The sequence below is a fragment of the Rhodococcus sp. NPDC057014 genome, assembly GCF_042673295.1.
Lineage (GTDB): Bacteria > Actinomycetota > Actinomycetes > Mycobacteriales > Mycobacteriaceae > Rhodococcus_F.
This window is the reverse complement of record NZ_JBHUSF010000210.1, coordinates 1-15,721: the sequence shown is the minus strand read 5'-3', so window position 1 is coordinate 15,721 and position 15,721 is coordinate 1. Positions and strand designations below refer to the sequence as shown.

Genomic DNA, 15,721 nt, shown 5'->3' with positions numbered 1-15,721 from the left:
GGTCGGCGAGGATCCGGCCGTCCTCGTCGAGGACGACGGTGCCGTCGGGGACCTTCAGGATCAGGTCGTCGCCCTGGGCGCCGTCGCGGTTGCTTCCCATCCCCTGCTTGCCGTTGGTGGCCTTCGCGTGGGGGTGGAAATGGAAGTCGAGGAGGGTGTGGACGTTGCCGTCCACCTCGAGCACGACGTCACCGCCACGCCCGCCGTTGCCGCCGTCCGGGCCACCGAGCGGTTTGAACTTCTCCCGGTGTACGGAGGCGCAGCCATTGCCGCCTTTTCCGGCGCTGACGTGCAGCACGACGCGGTCAATGAATCGGGACATGACTGCCGGATCCTTCCTCAGTCAATTGTGTTGATCTCACTCTGAAACAAACAATAGGGGCGGACCGGGTATCTCGACCCAGGTCCGCCCCTATTGGGAGCTTGAAACGTCCCTCACGGGACGATGCACACTCGCGGCAGGACTAGACCTCTGCCGCCGCCGGAACGATGTTCACGGTCTTGCGTCCACGCTTGGTGCCGAACTCGACGGCACCGGCGGAGAGAGCGAAGAGCGTGTCGTCGCCGCCACGACCGACATTGACGCCGGGGTGGAAGTGGGTTCCGCGCTGACGCACCAGGATCTCGCCGGCGCTGACGGACTGGCCGCCGAAACGCTTCACGCCGAGTCGCTGAGCATTTGAATCGCGACCGTTACGGGAGCTGGATGCACCCTTCTTATGTGCCATGTTCTTGACCCTCCTCGGGTGAAATCAGCTCTGAAGCTCTAGCTACTTGATGCCGGTGACCTTGAGGACCGTCAGCTTCTGCCTGTGGCCCTGACGCTTGTGGTAGCCGGTCTTGTTCTTGAACTTGTGGATCCGGATCTTCGGGCCCTTGGTGTGCTCGACGACCTCACCCGTGACCGAGATCTTGGCCAGCTTGTCGGCGTCGGTCGTCAGATCGGATCCGTCGACGACGAGAACGGGAGCAAGCGAGACAGCAGTGCCGGGCTCACCCTCGATCTTCTCGACCTTGACGAGGTCACCAACAGCGACCTTGTACTGCTTTCCGCCGGTCTTGACGATCGCGTACGTTGCCATCGGAGGGCTACCCCTTGCTTCTTCGAACTTGCTCGCGCCACAGTGTGCGCGACTGGTCTGGTGTGACGGCTAGCTCGGTCGAGATCGCGCAGCCTTCACAGGTGAGGGCACAGCTGACCTTCATCGCCGAGTAGCGACTGGTCAAGGTTACAGGAAGGCAACCGTTCCGTACAAACCGGCGACGATTGCCTTCCCGCGTTCCCTCGTCAGTGGTCGGCGTCGACCGGCGGGCCCGCCGGACGTGCCGCTGCCCGCCGGCGCCGCGGCTTACGCGGCGCCGCCTGCGGATCCGTGCCGTCCGGCGAGGACGCCGCCGGTCCGCTCACGGTCGAAGCCGACATGGCCGGTTCCGGTTCCGGGGCGTGCTCCGGCGTCGGAATCACGAACACGGTCCCGGCGCTCGGGGTTTCGGACACCGGCGCCGCCGCTGCCCTCGACACCCGGCGACTTCTGCGCCGCGTCGGGGCCACCGGCTCCGGTGCGGGCTCGGGTTCCGGTGTGGGCTCGGGTGCGCGCTCGTCGGCCGGTTCCGGGGTCTCGGCGACCGGGGCGGCTTCGGCCGGTGCGGCTTCGACGACGGGCGCCTCGGCCGCAGCGTCCCCGGCTTCCTCGGCGACGGCTTCCTCCACGACGGCTTCTTCGACGACGGCTACCTCGGCCTCGGGTGCCACGACGGCTTCCGCGGCCACCGCTGCAGGTGCCTCGGCCACGGCCTCCTCGATCCCGGGCAGGTCCGCCTCGTCCGCGGCCTGCGTCCCGGCGGGTTCAGTTCCGGCCTGGTCCGCCGCCCGAGTCTGGGGCTTCACCGGCTCGGCAGCCGCGGCCGCATGGGCCGCCTCCTCCTCGTGATGGTGGTGTGCCATCGCGAGAGCGACCGGGTGAGCGCGCTTGACGGTGGCGTCCACCGTCGGGGTCTCCTCGTGCGCGGGAGCCTGCGGGGTGTCCCCGCCGGACGACTTGTCGCGGCCCCGCTTCTTGCGCGAGCCCCCGGAGTCGCCGCCGCGGGACGACCCGCGTGCACCGGTGTCCTCGGAGGTCTTCACCTCGATCGGCTCGGCGTGGACGATGATGCCGCGGCCGTGGCAGTGCTCACACGTCGTGGAGAACGCCTCGACCAGGCCCGTGCCCAGCTTCTTCCGGGTCATCTGCACGAGCCCGAGGGACGTGACCTCGGACACCTGGTGGCGGGTGCGATCGCGGCCCAGGGCCTCGGTCAGACGTCGCAGCACCAGGTCGCGGTTCGACTCGAGCACCATGTCGATGAAGTCGACGACGATCATGCCGCCGATGTCCCGCAGGCGCATCTGCCGGACGATTTCCTCGGCAGCCTCGAGGTTGTTCCGGGTGACGGTCTCCTCGAGGTTTCCGCCGGCGCCGGTGAACTTGCCGGTGTTGACGTCGACCACGGTCATGGCCTCGGTGCGGTCGATCACGAGCGTGCCGCCGGACGGCAACCAGACCTTGCGGTCGAGCGCCTTCGCCAGCTGCTCGTCGATGCGGTGCGCCTCGAAGACGTCGACACCGTTGTCCGACGTGTGCTGCTTCAGCCTCGGCATGAGGTCGGGCGCGACCGACTTGATGTACGACTCGACCGTCGACCAGGCCTTCTCGCCCTCGATCACGAGCTTGGAGAAGTCCTCGTTGAACAGGTCGCGGATGACCTTCACGAGAAGGTCGGGCTCCTCGTAGAGGGCCTGCGGGTTACCGGACTTGCCGGACTCCGCCTTCGCGGCCTGAGCCTCGATCCCGGCCCACTGCTCCTGCAGACGCGTCACGTCGCGGGCGAGTTCCTCCTCGCTGACACCTTCCGACGCGGTCCGGATGATGACTCCGGCGTCCGAAGGCACGATGTCGCGCAGGATGTCCTTGAGGCGCTTGCGTTCCGTGTCGGGCAGCTTGCGGCTGATCCCGGTGGACGTGCCGCCCGGCACGTACACGAGGAACCGGCCCGCGAGGCTGATCTGCGTGGTCAACCGCGCACCCTTGTGCCCGACCGGGTCCTTGCTGACCTGGACCAGCACCTGGTCGCCGGGCTTGAGCGCCTGCTCGATCTTGCGCGAGTTGCCACCGAGCCCGGCGGCCTCCCAGTTCACCTCGCCGGCGTACAGCACGCCGTTGCGGCCGCGGCCGATGTCGATGAACGCCGCCTCCATGCTGGGCAGCACGTTCTGGACGCGTCCGAGATACACGTTGCCGACCATCGAGGCCGACGCCGACGTGGTCACGAAATGCTCCACGAGGACGCCGTCCTCCAGCACGGCCACCTGCGTCGTCGCGTGCGGTTGCCCGGTGGCCACGCGGTCGCGCACGACCATGACGCGGTCGACGGCCTCGCGGCGTGCCAGGAACTCCGATTCCGTGAGGATCGGCGGCCGGCGGCGACCGGCATCGCGGCCGTCGCGGCGACGCTGACGCTTCGCCTCGAGCCGCGTCGAACCGGTGATGCCCTGGACCTCGTCCTTCGAGCGGCTCTTGTTGCGAGGCTCACGTTCGTGCACGACGGTGTTCGGCGGGTCGTCCTCGGACGTGGCGTCTCCCGCGCCCTCGCCACCGGACTTGCGGCGACGACGACGGCGGCGGCGACGGCTCGAACCGTCGGAGTCGCCCTCACCGGTCTCTTCGTCTCCGGATTCCGCCTCCGCCTGCTCGGCGTCCGCGGGCTTCTCCTCGGACTCCTTCTTCGGCGTCTCTTCCGGCTCCCGACTCGGTGTCTCCGCACCCTTGTCCGTGACCTTGTCTTCGCGCGCGGACTCCTCGGCCTCGGCGCCCTCGGTGTCGGTGTCCTGCTCGTTCGGCTGCTCGCCCCGCCCGCGGCCACGGCCGCGACGGCCGCGACGGCGACGCCGCGGCTGATCGCCGTCGACGTCCGACTCGTCCGACTCGGTGTCGGCGGTTCCGGTGTCCGCGGCCTTCGCGGGCTCGGCGACCTCCTCGCGCGACTCGGCGACGGGCGGCTGCTCGGTGGTGGGTTCCGGCGTTCCGGCATCCCGGCGACTGCGCCGTCGACGCGGCGGCGTCTCGACCGCCGCGAGGTCGGGCTGCAGGAAGAGCGGCACCTGGGAGACGGCGGGAGTCTCGGCGGGCTCCTCGGCAGCGGGCTCCTCGGCAGCGGGCGCCTCGGCCGGGTAGGCGGCCGTGGTGAACAGGTCGTGCCCGAGGTCGGGTTCGGAAACCGCGGCCTCCTCGGCGACGCGTTCCGCAGCCTGCTCGGCGGGGGCTTCCGGTGCCGCAGCCTGCTCGGCGGGGGCTTCCACGGCGGGGGCTTCCGGTGCCGCAGCCTGCTCGGCGGGGGCTTCCACGACAGGGGCTTCCTCGGCGGGAGCCTCCGGCGCGACCTCGGCGGGTGCCTCGGCAGGAGCGGTCTCCGCAGCGGTGAATCCGGCGTACACCCGCTCGGCGACGTCGCGTTGCAGGCTCGACTGCGCGCTGCGCAGTTCCAATCCGAGGGCCGCGGCCTCGGCGAGAACCTGCTTGCTCGTCACGCCCAGCAACTTCGCGAGGGCGTGAACGCGAATCTTCTCCGGAAGAGCGGGAACCGCGCTTCCGGCGGTGGCCGTATCGTTCGGCTCTGAATTTGTGGGCGGCGCTTGATCGGCCACGTAGTCTCCTCAGCCCCCGGGCGCGTCCACTCCCTGTCTGGGAATGTCACGCGGCCACGCGAGGGCGCAGTATGTGTACTCGCGCCCCAGATGTGAGCGCGAGATTGTCTGGTCTCGCTCCACACAGCGCGTGCAGTGTCCGTTTTCACTGCACACCCGTGTAGTGCCTTGCGGATGGCCGTGGTCCGCGGTGCGAGCGCCTGATCATCCAGCGTGCCGATACGCCCAGGTATTTCCTGTTGACGCAGGGGCAGCGATGAAGGGCATCGAGCCGTGGTGTCATCCGGTCGAAGCCACGTGGTGCACAAATTGCGGTCCGACCACCCTCAGTATCCCACACGTGTGCCGCGGTCCGTGCCAGCGGCGCACGTATCGTTCTGGAACATGTTCCGTTCACGATGGCGCCGCCGGCCCGGAGGGCAGGTCGGTGGATCGAGGGGTGGGTGGAGAGGGGTGTTTCAGTTGGCGGCGAGCTGCGGGAACCAGAGTGCGATCTCGCGCTCGGCCGACTCGACCGAGTCGGAGCCGTGGACGAGGTTCTCCTGGGCTTCGAGCCCGAAATCACCGCGAATCGTGCCCGGAACAGCCTTCTCGACCGGGTCGGTGCCGCCGGCGAGCTGACGGAACGCCGCGATCGCCCGGGGGCCTTCGAGGACGGCCGCGACGAGCGGGCCGCCCGTGATGAATTCCAGCAGGCCGGGGTAGAACGGGCGGCCTTCGTGCTCGGCGTAGTGGGCGGCGGCGATGTCGCCGGGAGCGGTGCGCAGCTCGAGCGCGGAGATCGTCAGACCCTTCCGCTCGATACGACCGAGGATTTCTCCTACATATCCGCGGGCAACGGCATCGGGCTTGATCAGTACAAGGGTGCGCTCAGTCACGGCGCACAGCCTAAATGGTCAGCCGCGCTGCCCCGGCAGCAGGCCCCGCTCCATTCGCTGACGCACATTCCGGCGGAAGTAGAGGAGGTAGCCCCACAGAATGGCGAACACCACCCCGACCGCACCGATCGACACGTGGACGAAGAACCCGAGCAGGAGCCCCACCTGCAACAACAGGTTGTACTTCATGGCCCACGGACGGCCCTGCAGACCCGCCCCCAGGATCATGAGCACCGCCAGCCCCACCAGGTACGTTCCCGACCACCAGGTGAGTCCGCCGCCGACCGTCGCGACGACCGGCAGGGCGAGGAGCACCACGATCGCTTCCAGGATCAGAGATCCCGCGACCACGCCGCGGAAGCCCTTCCACGGGTCCCTGGTCGGCGGGCCGAACTCCGGTTCCGAAGCACGGGGGTCCTGCTCGCTCACGCTGGGTCCTTTCCGAAGAGGGTGCGGGCCGCACCGGCGGTCACCACTGATCCGGTGACCACGACGCCCGCCCCCGATACTGCCTCACCGGGCTCGGCGACCTCCTCGGCCAGTCCGATGGCCGTTTCCAGTGCGTCCGCGAGGGTCGGCGCCACCACGACGCGTTCGTCGCCGAACTTCGCGACCGCGAGGTTGGCGAGGTCTTCGACGTCCATGGCCCGCGCCGAACCGTTGTGGGTCACCACGAGCTCGTCGAACACCGGTTCCAGTGCCGTGAGGATGCCGTCGACGTCCTTGTCCCCCATCACGCTGACGACGCCGACGAGCTTGCGGAAGTCGAATTCGGCGGTCAGCGCGGCGGCGAGCGCGCGGGCGCCGTCCGGATTGTGCGCGGCGTCGAGGAAGACGGTCGGGGCGCTGCGCACGCGTTCGAGCCGGCCGGGATTGACGACCGAGGCGAACCCCGCCCGGATCGCGTCCTGGTCGAGCTGCCGTTCCGGGCCGGCACCGAAGAACGCCTCGACGGCCGCGAGCGCGAGCGACGCGTTGCGCGCCTGATGCTCCCCGTGCAGGGGTAGGAAGATGTCGGTGTAGACGCCGCCGAGGCCCTGCAGTTCGAGTTGCTGGCCGCCGACGGCGATCTGCCGGGCGAGCACCGTGAATTCGGAGCCCTCCCGCGCGACCGCGGCATCCACCTCGACGGCACGGCGGAGCAGCACGTCCATCACTTCCGGCGTCTGTTCGGCGAGGATGGCAACCGTGTCGCGGGGCACGAGCGCGTCCTCGCGGCCCTTCTTGATGATGCCGGCCTTCTCCTGCGCGATCCCGGCGAGGTCGTCGCCGAGATACTCCGCGTGGTCGAGGCTGATCGGGGTGATCACCGCGATCTGCCCGTCGATGACATTCGTTGCGTCCCAACGCCCGCCGAGGCCCACCTCGACGACGGCGACGTCGACGGGCGCCTCCGCGAACGCGGCGTACGCCATCGCGGTGAGCACCTCGAACTTGCTCATCGCCGGTCCGCCCGCCGCCTGCGACTGCTGGTCGATCATCTGCACGTACGGTTCGATCTCCCGGTACGTGTCGACGTAGCGGCGCGGCGACACCGGGCGTCCGTCGATGCTGATCCGCTCGGTGGCGAGCTGCAGGTGCGGGCTGGTGGTGCGGCCCGTGCGCCGGTGCAGTGCGGTGAGCAGTGCGTCGATCATCCGCGTCACCGACGTCTTGCCGTTGGTGCCGGTGACGTGGACCGCCGGGTACCCGTGCTGCGGTGACCCGAGGATGTCCATCAGCGCCGCGATCCGGCTCAGCGACGGCTCGATCTTCGTCTCGGGCCACCGCTTGTCGAGTTCCGCCTCGACCAGCGTCAACTCCGCGAGGTCGACGGGGCTGACTTCCTCCGGCGTGAAGTCGGGCGAGCTCACGCGCCTTCCAGCTCCTTCAATCGCTTGGTGATGCGGTCGATTTCTTCTGTCGCGATCTGCTGACGCGTCCGGATCTTGTCCTTGACGGCGTCGGGGGCCTTGGCCAGGAACGCCTCGTTGGACAGTTTCGCGGTGGTTCCGGCGAGTTCCTTCTGCGCGGCCGCGAGGTCCTTCTCGAGCCGCGCCTTCTCGGCGCCGAGGTCGACGTTGCCGGACGTGTCGAGGTCGACCGTGACGGTGGCCTTGCTCAGGCGCACCTCCACCGAGGCCGACGCGGCGAACCCGTCCGCCGGGTCCGTCAGCCGGGCCAGCGACGTGACCGCGGCGAGCTGCGTGTCCAGATCGGCGTCGGCGATCCCGCTGATCCGTGCGGGCACCCGCTGCGACGGCTTGAGTCCCTGATCGCTGCGGAACCGGCGCACCTCGGTCACGAGTCGCTGCATGTCCTCGACACGCTGCGCCGCAACGGCATCCGCCGCCGCCCCGCTCGACTGCGGCCAGTCGGCCACGACGACCGATTCCCGCTCGGTGAGGGCCTTCCACAGGGTCTCCGTGACGAACGGGATGACCGGGTGGAGCAGGCGCAGCAGCGCGTCGAGGACGTTGCCGAGCACCGCCCTCGTGTTCGCCGCGACGGTGTCGTTCTCGGCGAACTGCACCTTGGCCAGCTCGAGGTACCAGTCGCAGACCTCGTCCCACGCGAAGTGGAACAGCGCCTCGCACGCCTTGCTGAACTCGTACCGGTCGAACGCGGTGTCGACGTCGCCGCGCACCTGGTCGAGGCGGTCGAGGATCCACCGGTCCGCGTCGGTCAGTTCGCCGCGGGCGGGTAGCGGCGCGGGCGCGGCCCCGTTCATGAGGGCGAACTTGGTGGCGTTGAACAGCTTGGTCGCGAAGTTCCGGGACGACTGCGCGTGGTCCTCGCCGACGGACAGGTCGCTGCCCGGGTTCGCCCCGCGGGCCAGCGTGAAGCGGAGCGCGTCGGCGCCGAATCGGTCGACCCAGTCGAGGGGGTCGATGCCGTTGCCCCGCGACTTCGACATCTTCTTGCCGAACTGGTCGCGAACGAGGCCGTGCAGGAAGACGTCGTCGAACGGCATCTGCGGTCCGGACTTGCCTTCGCTGAACACCCCGTCGCTTCGCTCGCCCCGCCCTGTGATGGCGTCGTCCTCCGACACATACGTGCCGAACATCATCATCCGCGCCACCCAGAAGAACAGGATGTCGTAACCGGTGACGAGAACGCTTGTGGGATAGAACTTCTCCAGCTCCGGCGTCTTCTCGGGCCAGCCCATGGTCGAGAACGGCCACAGCCCGGAGGAGAACCACGTGTCGAGGACGTCGGGGTCCTGCACCCAGCCCTCGGGCGCGGTCTCGTCCGGTCCGAAGCACGCGACCTCGCCGTCGGGGCCGTACCAGATCGGGATCCGGTGACCCCACCACAGCTGCCGCGAGATGCACCAGTCGTGCATGTCGTCGACCCAGGCGAACCATCGCGGTTCCTGACTCGCCGGGTGAATGACGGTGTCACCGTTGCGGACCGCGTCACCCGCCGCCTTCGCCAGGGACTCGACCTTCACCCACCACTGCAGCGACAGGCGCGGCTCGATGGACTCGCCGGTGCGCTCGGAATGCCCGACGCTGTGCAGGTAGGGCCGCTTCTCCGCGACCACGCGACCCTGCTCGGCGAGCGCCTCCCGCACCTTGACCCGCGCCTCGAAGCGGTCGAGACCGTCGAACTGCGTTCCCGTGTCGGCGATCTTGCCGGTCTTGTCCATGATGGTCGGCATCGGCAGGTTGTGCCGCAGGCCCATCTCGAAGTCGTTGGGGTCGTGCGCCGGGGTGATCTTGACGGCGCCGGTGCCGAATTCGGGGTCGACGTACTCGTCCGCGATGATCGGGATGTCGCGGCCGGTGAAGGGGTGCTCGAGCGCCGTCCCGATCAGGTGCTTGTAGCGCTCGTCGTCGGGGTGGACGGCGACGGCGGTGTCGCCGAGCATCGTCTCGACACGGGTGGTGGCGACCACGACGTGCGGTTCGTCGTCGTTCAGGGAGCCGTACCGCAGGGAGACCAGCTCACCCTCGACGTCCTCGAACTTCACCTCGATGTCGGAGATCGCGGTCTGCAGCACGGGCGACCAGTTGACGAGTCGCTCGGCCCGGTAGATCAGACCGTCGTCGTACATGCGCTTGAAGATGGTCTGGACGGCGCGGGAGAGCCCGTCGTCCATGGTGAAGCGGTCGCGGCTCCAGTCGACGCTGTCACCGATGCGGCGCATCTGGCCGCCGATGGTGCCACCGGACTCCCGCTTCCAGTCCCACACCTTGTCGATGAACAGTTCGCGGCCGAAGTCTTCCTTCGTCTTGCCGTCGACGGCGAGCTGCTTCTCGACCACGGTCTGCGTCGCGATGCCCGCGTGGTCCATGCCCGGCAGCCACAGCACCTCGTAGCCCTGCATCCGCTTGCGGCGGCTCAGTGCGTCCATCAACGTGTGGTCGAGAGCGTGACCCATGTGCAGGCTGCCGGTCACGTTCGGCGGCGGCAGGACGATCGAGTACCCCGGCTTCTCGCTGTGGGGATCCGCGCGGAAGTAACCGGCGTCTACCCAGCCCTGATACAGATCGTCCTCGACAGAACTGGGGTCCCAGCTCTTCGGGAGGGCATCGGCACGGTTCTGGGGATTTTCTGGAGCTGCACTGGTCACCCGTCGAGTCTAATGAACGCGCGGACGACCCACGACGGGGCTACCGTGCGGCCCCGCTACTGGTCGCTGAACAGCGCGCGGTGCACCTCGGTGGCGGTGCGATGTTCCGGGTCGACGGGACGCAGCGCCTCGCCGGCGTCTTCTCCGCCTGCCTGGGATCCTGCGGTGCTGTGCAACTCGGAGAAGAGCTGCACGTGGTGGTCGTTCAAGGGATTCCTCCGGTTCGTCTGCCGCATCCGATGCGGCAACCACTCGAGAATGTCGAGTATGCATCGAAACCCCCGCCGATCGGCGGCGACACGGCGACGGCGCGCCGGTGGTGTTCCCACCGGCACCGGCGACGGGCTCAGCCGGACTGCTCCGCCACCACACACGCGAGGTAGAGCGTCATCCCCAGGCCCGGTTCGTCCAGCGGGCGGCCGAGGAGCCCGGCGATCTTGTCGAGCCGGTTGGCGAGAGTGTTGCGGTGGACGTGCAGCCGCTTCGCCGCACGGCTGGAGTTGAACCCGCACTCACCCCACGCGATCAGGGTGTCCTGCAGGTGCGGCCAGTCGTTGTCACTGGTCAACGCGCCGAGCACGGCCCGCGACAGCCGGTCGCGGGTTTCGGCCGGGATCACCGAGACGGCCTGGTGGAGACGGAACCGGTCGATGTCGTGGACCTGCGCACGTGGGTCGAGGGCAGCGCCGAGCCGGAGCGCGTCGTACGCGTCCTGGGACGAGAGATTGAGCTGTTCGACCCCGTGCGCGATCGAGCCGATGCCCACCCGGGTGTCCCATCCCTGCTCGCGCACCGGGGTCACGATCCTCCGGCACCGATCCGCCAGGGCTGCATCCGCGGCCGGTGTCGGCGCCCTCACCACCGTGGTGACGGCGATGACCTGCCGGGCGAGCGGTGCCACCAGATCGGTCGCGGAATCGAAGGTGGCCTGCACGGCGCGCAGAACCTCGAGGGACACGGGCTGCCCGTCGACGGCGTCGTCGCCGGTGTGCCGGTCGTAGCTGATCAGGACCACGACCCGGGGCAGCCGCAGGTCGTAGCCCAGACCCTTTGCTCGCCTATGGATCTGAGCCTCGGTGAACGTGGCCCGGTGCCAGTCGCAGATGTCGCGGAGCAGTTCTTCCGCCGCCCGCTCGTAGGTCAGCCGGGTACCGATCCGCGAGGCCTCCTGCATCAGGATCTCGGTCTGCCTCTTGACCACCAGTCCGAACTGCTCCACCTGCTCGGGTGAGCCGGACAGCCCGATCGTGCCCACCACCTCACCGTCGATGACCAGTGGAATGGTGACGCCGGGCAGGCTGCCGACGAGGTCGCGGACGTCCGCGGCCGAGTGCGCGATCATCCGCCGCGCGCGGATCACCTCGATCGACGCCTCGTGGAACTGACCGATGCGACGCTCGTCCCCGCTGCCCACCACCGTGCCGGACGCGTCCGTGATGAGCACGTTGAACCCGATGACGTCGGTGATCTCGTTCGCGATCTGTTGCGCCAGAGCCTCACTCAGCATGGACGACCCTCCCGGCCCTTCTGGTTGACTGTGCATGTCGCACAAGCATGGACTGATTTCAGTGTAGATCAAGGTCAACTTGCCTAGTGACCACGGTCACAGCCGTTCCTACGATGGGTTCATCCCAACTAGGAGTTCACATGGCAATCCTCGACTGGATACTTCTCGGTGCCTACTTCCTGCTACTCGTCCTGATCGGCGTCCAGACCATGCGACGCGTCAAGTCCCCGGACGATTTCGCGGTGGCAGGCAACCGAATCATCTGGCCGGTCTTCTTCGGCAGCCTGGCCGCGGCCTTCCTCGGCGGCGGAGCCTCACTCGGCGTCGCAGGCGCCGCCATGCGCGACGGCTACGTGTACATGTTCGCGTTCTGCGCCTTCGGCGTGCAGACGGTGCTCGTCGGCTATTTCGTCGCGCCCAGACTCAAGAACTACGTCGGCGCCCACACCCTCGGCGACATCATGGAGGCCCACTACGGCCGACCGGCGCGACTGGTCACCGGCGTACTGTCCGTGGTCCTGTGCGCCGGCATCCTCGGGGCCCAGGCCCTGGCCATCGGCACCGTCGTCAACGCCACTCTCGACGTGCCCACCGTCCCCGCCGTCATCATCGGCATGGGAGTGGTGATCCTCTACTCCTCGTTCGGCGGCGCCTGGGCGGTCATCCAGACGGACCTGTTGCAGTTCGTCTTCCTGGGGGTGCTGCTGCCGGTGGCGCTCCTCATCGGGCTCGACGCCGTCGGCGGACCGTCGGCGCTCCTGGACAGTGTTCCCGCCGAGCACCTTTCGTTCATGGGCGACTACTCCCCCGCACAGTTCCTCACGCTGTTCGCGGCACTGCTGCTCGGCGAGACGCTGGTCCCGCCGTATGCGCAGCGGACGTTCTCCACCCCCGACTCGCGGCACGCTCGTAAGGGCTACGCACTGGCGGGATTCTTCTCGTTCTTCTTTTTCTTCACCTCGGCGTCACTCGGATTGATCGCACTCGTCCTGTACCCGGACATCGAAAGCGATCAGGCGCTTCCGACCGTGGTGATGAACCTGATGCCGGTCGGTGTTCTCGGCCTGGTGGTGGCGGCACTGATGGCGGTCGTCATGTCGACGGCCAGTTCCTATCTCAATTCCACCGCCGTCGTCCTCACCAAAGACATCTACCAGCCACTCAGCCCCACCGAACTGCCGCCGTCGAGGCGACTCACCATCGAGCGGGCCACCAGTGTCGTCGTCGGCGCCGGGGCGACCATCTTCGCCCTCAGCGTTCCGTCCATCGTCGACGCCCTGCTCTACAGCTACACCCTGTGGGCTCCGACGGTCATCGTTCCGCTGTTCGGCGCCGTGCTGTTCGGCGTGCGGTCCGCCCCGGCGGCACTGTCGGCGATCGCAGCGGGCGCGATCGTCACCGCGGTGTGGCAATGGGGTCTGGACGCACCGTTCGGACTGGACGGACTGGTTCCCGGCGTCGTCGCCAACCTTCTCGTCTTCGTCACGGTCGCCGTGGCCACCTCGTCCCGTTATCCGCGCAGGCAGGAGCCTGCCGTCCGCGTCACCGAAGGAGAATTCGCATGATCCCCGCCCTCCTCTATTACGGCGTGCCGACCGCCGTCGTCACCGTCACCCTGTGGGTCGGCTTCCTCGGCTGGCGCTTCTACGTCAAAGAGGTGCTGCGCGGCGGCAGCGACAACACCGGACACGACCATGGGTGACCTCGTGGACGTTCCCGGCGTGACCACCGCCTCGAGCCCGTACCCGTCGGCGCGCAGGGTGGGCGACCTCGTGTTCGTCTCCGGCCAGGTCTCCTTCGACGACGCCGGCCGCGTGGCCGGAACCGACGTGGTGGAGCAGACACGCAACTCGCTCACCCGGCTCGGCCGGGTTCTCGCCGCCGCCGGGGCCACCCTGCACGACATCGCTTCGGCCACGGTGTATCTCACGAATGCCGGCGACGCCGCCCGCTTCAACGAGGAATGGATGCGCTGGTTCGGCGCGGAGCACCGCCCGGCCAGGGCGACCGTGGTCGCAGATCTCCTGGACCCGCGGTTGCTCGTCGAGATTCAGGCCATCGCCGTCACGGGCCGGCGCTCGAACGAAGGGAAGGACACGGAATGAAGGTGGCAGTACTCGGAGCAGGGGTCGTCGGGGTCGCGACCGCCCACGCGTTCGCCGAGCGCGGACACGACGTTCACGTCTACGACCGGCGCAGCGAAGTCGCGTCCGACACCAGTGCGAGCACCGCCGGACTGATCGCCCCCGGCCACTCGTACGCGTGGGCGTCGCCGTCGGCTCCCACCATGCTGATCCGATCGCTGCTCGGCGCGTCGACCTCGATCCGCGTCCGGCCCCGGGCGGACGTCGACCTCGCCCGGTGGGGTGTGCGCTTCCTTCGCGAGTGCACGGCCTCCCGGTCGCGGTCGAACACTCTCGCGAAGCTGCGCCTGGCCCGGTACAGCCAGCAGCTGATGGACGAACTCGCCGTCCGCGAGAACCTGGAGTACCTCCGGACGGACTCCGGCGTGCTGTACCTGTACCGGGACGAAGCGGAACTCGAACGAGCGCAGGCGAACTCGCAGCTGCTCCGCGACCACGGACAGCTGCAGGACGTGCTGGGCCCCGACGAGATCGCGGCCGCGGAGCCCGCCCTCCGGCACGGGACGGCCACGTTCGCCGGGGCGATCCACGACCGCACCGACGGCACCGGCGACCCGCACCGATTCTCGGTGGGACTCGCCGAGGAATGCCGGCGGCTGGGGGTCCGGTTCCATCTGGGCACGTCCGTCGCGGGCCTCGAGACCGACGGCGCGGCCATCACGTCCGCCGTCACCGACCAGGGAAGGATTCGCGCGGACGCGTTCGTCCTCGCTGCCGGGGCCGCGAGCGCTCTCGTCGCGAGGAGTGTCGGCCTGCGCCTGCCGGTCTACCCGGCCAAGGGGTACACGCTCACCGCCACCGTCAAGGACCCCGAGCGCGCGCCGGTGATCGGCGGCATCGACGAGAAGACGCTCGTCGCCTGGTCGCGGTTCGGGGACGAATTGAGAATGTCGGCGACCGCGGAATTCGTCGGGTACGACCGGAGTCACTCCCCCGCCGACTATGCGGGGATCGTGAACGCGGGGAACGAACTGTTTCCCGGCGCCGTCGACTGGGACACGGCCCGATACCGGACCGGCCTGCGGCCGATGACGCCTGACGGCCCGCCGATCATCGGACTGGGACGCCACGACAACCTGTACTTCAACACCGGTCACGGCCATGTCGGCTGGACCATGGCGTGTGGCTCGGCGCGCATCCTCGCGGACCTCGTGGACGAACGGCGACCCGACATCGACCCGAGTCCGTACTCCCCGATGTCGTCCCGTCGCCATCAGTGGAAAGTGGACGCGTAACGAATCACGCGGGCCCGACGACTATCCGGGCGTGCCCGCCGGAACCGGCGGCACACCGACCTCGCTGACCGCAACCCCCGACTGCGGTCGGCGAGGTCGACGCATCAGTCGCCGGACTATTCGCCCCGGCCGCTTTCGGCGTCCCGCTTGGCGAACGCGAGCTGAATCTCCCAGCCTTCGATGTTGCCTTCGAGGGCGGACGCGCGACGCTCGGCGCTCGGGTACAGGGCGGCGAATCCGGACTCGACGACGCGCAGGAGGGTGCCGCCGTCCCGCTCGGACAGGAAGAATTCGACCAGGGTGGACGTGCCCTCGACGAGGGGCTGCGCGGGATCGTCTCCGCCGCGGAACGAGACGTAGTGGGGTGCGTCGGACTTCACGGGAAGTATCGGGAAGCGTCCGTACGGGGGGAACTCCACGACGAAGACGTTGCCTTCGCGTGTGGTGGTGGTCTTGCCGGGATCTCCGTCGCCGATGAACCAGCCGGGTTCACTCACCAGCCGGAACACCCGCTCGATGGGGGCGTCGATCTGGATCTCGCGCTCGATCCTGTCCTGGGACGCATCCGGAACGCTCATGATCATCCTCACCTCTCGACAATGTGCTACCCCACGGTTGCACATCGGCGGTTCCTTGCGCAACCCTTAGGTTGCACTCCATCGGAAGAATGAGGGGAAACGCATCCGGGTGCCCACCCCGACGCCGGACGGCGTGGGGC

General features: G+C 68.6%; 14 protein-coding genes and 1 pseudogene. 4 read left to right on the top strand and 11 right to left on the bottom strand.

What is annotated here, in order from left to right:
* From obgE to ACFTZB_RS30665, 10 genes and pseudogenes are all read right to left on the bottom strand, one after another.
* Positions 1–322: pseudogene (gene obgE, locus ACFTZB_RS30710) on the bottom strand (GTPase ObgE); the annotation flags it as partial.
* 142 nt (positions 323–464) lie between these two features.
* The gene (rpmA, locus tag ACFTZB_RS30705; RefSeq protein WP_012688267.1) at positions 465–728 is read right to left on the bottom strand and encodes a 50S ribosomal protein L27; all 264 of its coding nucleotides are present in this window, start codon (positions 726–728) and stop codon (positions 465–467) included.
* A 42-nt stretch (positions 729–770) separates the two neighbouring features.
* Entirely contained in the window at positions 771–1,082 is a 312-nt protein-coding gene (rplU, locus tag ACFTZB_RS30700; protein ID WP_005248081.1) for a 50S ribosomal protein L21, read from the bottom strand.
* A gap of 206 nt (positions 1,083–1,288) precedes the next feature.
* Complete coding sequence (locus ACFTZB_RS30695) at positions 1,289–4,681, bottom strand: translation initiation factor IF-2 N-terminal domain-containing protein (RefSeq protein ID WP_378437216.1); 3,393 nt, start codon at positions 4,679–4,681, stop codon at positions 1,289–1,291.
* A 458-nt stretch (positions 4,682–5,139) separates the two neighbouring features.
* Entirely contained in the window at positions 5,140–5,559 is a 420-nt protein-coding gene (gene ndk, locus ACFTZB_RS30690; protein ID WP_087559506.1) for a nucleoside-diphosphate kinase, read from the bottom strand.
* An 18-nt stretch (positions 5,560–5,577) separates the two neighbouring features.
* Complete coding sequence (locus ACFTZB_RS30685; protein WP_378437213.1) at positions 5,578–5,988, bottom strand: DUF4233 domain-containing protein; 411 nt, start codon at positions 5,986–5,988, stop codon at positions 5,578–5,580.
* A complete protein-coding gene (locus tag ACFTZB_RS30680; protein ID WP_378437211.1) occupies positions 5,985–7,412 on the bottom strand; it encodes a bifunctional folylpolyglutamate synthase/dihydrofolate synthase in 1,428 nt (475 codons plus the stop codon). The genes ACFTZB_RS30685 and ACFTZB_RS30680 overlap by 4 nt, the downstream gene beginning before the upstream one ends.
* Positions 7,409–10,117 carry a valine--tRNA ligase gene (locus ACFTZB_RS30675; protein WP_378437209.1) on the bottom strand — a complete coding sequence of 903 codons (2,709 nt, stop codon included), beginning with the start codon at positions 10,115–10,117 and terminating at the stop codon, positions 7,409–7,411. The genes ACFTZB_RS30680 and ACFTZB_RS30675 overlap by 4 nt, the downstream gene beginning before the upstream one ends.
* A 56-nt stretch (positions 10,118–10,173) precedes the next feature.
* Positions 10,174–10,326 carry a hypothetical protein gene (locus ACFTZB_RS30670; protein WP_009474026.1) on the bottom strand — a complete coding sequence of 51 codons (153 nt, stop codon included), beginning with the start codon at positions 10,324–10,326 and terminating at the stop codon, positions 10,174–10,176.
* A gap of 137 nt (positions 10,327–10,463) precedes the next feature.
* A complete protein-coding gene (locus tag ACFTZB_RS30665; protein ID WP_378437207.1) occupies positions 10,464–11,624 on the bottom strand; it encodes a CdaR family transcriptional regulator in 1,161 nt (386 codons plus the stop codon).
* A gap of 140 nt (positions 11,625–11,764) precedes the next feature.
* Between ACFTZB_RS30665 and ACFTZB_RS30660 the strand changes: the two genes are divergently transcribed.
* The 4 genes from ACFTZB_RS30660 to ACFTZB_RS30645 are packed head-to-tail and all read left to right on the top strand — an operon-like array spanning position 11,765 to position 15,003.
* Positions 11,765–13,189: a sodium:solute symporter gene (locus ACFTZB_RS30660; protein ID WP_378437204.1), complete on the top strand. Its 1,425-nt coding sequence runs from the start codon at positions 11,765–11,767 to the stop codon at positions 13,187–13,189.
* Positions 13,186–13,326 (top strand): hypothetical protein, encoded by a 141-nt coding sequence (locus ACFTZB_RS30655; protein ID WP_378437202.1) that lies wholly within the window; start codon positions 13,186–13,188, stop codon positions 13,324–13,326. The genes ACFTZB_RS30660 and ACFTZB_RS30655 overlap by 4 nt, the downstream gene beginning before the upstream one ends.
* Positions 13,319–13,729 (top strand): RidA family protein, encoded by a 411-nt coding sequence (locus ACFTZB_RS30650; RefSeq protein WP_378437200.1) that lies wholly within the window; start codon positions 13,319–13,321, stop codon positions 13,727–13,729. The genes ACFTZB_RS30655 and ACFTZB_RS30650 overlap by 8 nt, the downstream gene beginning before the upstream one ends.
* Positions 13,726–15,003, top strand: a complete 1,278-nt coding sequence (locus tag ACFTZB_RS30645; RefSeq protein ID WP_378437198.1) for a D-amino acid dehydrogenase — start codon at positions 13,726–13,728, stop codon at positions 15,001–15,003. The genes ACFTZB_RS30650 and ACFTZB_RS30645 overlap by 4 nt, the downstream gene beginning before the upstream one ends.
* Positions 15,004–15,119: 116 nt before the next feature.
* Here the strand turns inward: ACFTZB_RS30645 and ACFTZB_RS30640 are convergent, their stop codons facing one another.
* Positions 15,120–15,587, bottom strand: a complete 468-nt coding sequence (locus tag ACFTZB_RS30640; RefSeq protein ID WP_378437196.1) for an SRPBCC family protein — start codon at positions 15,585–15,587, stop codon at positions 15,120–15,122.
* Positions 15,588–15,721 lie beyond the last annotated feature (134 nt).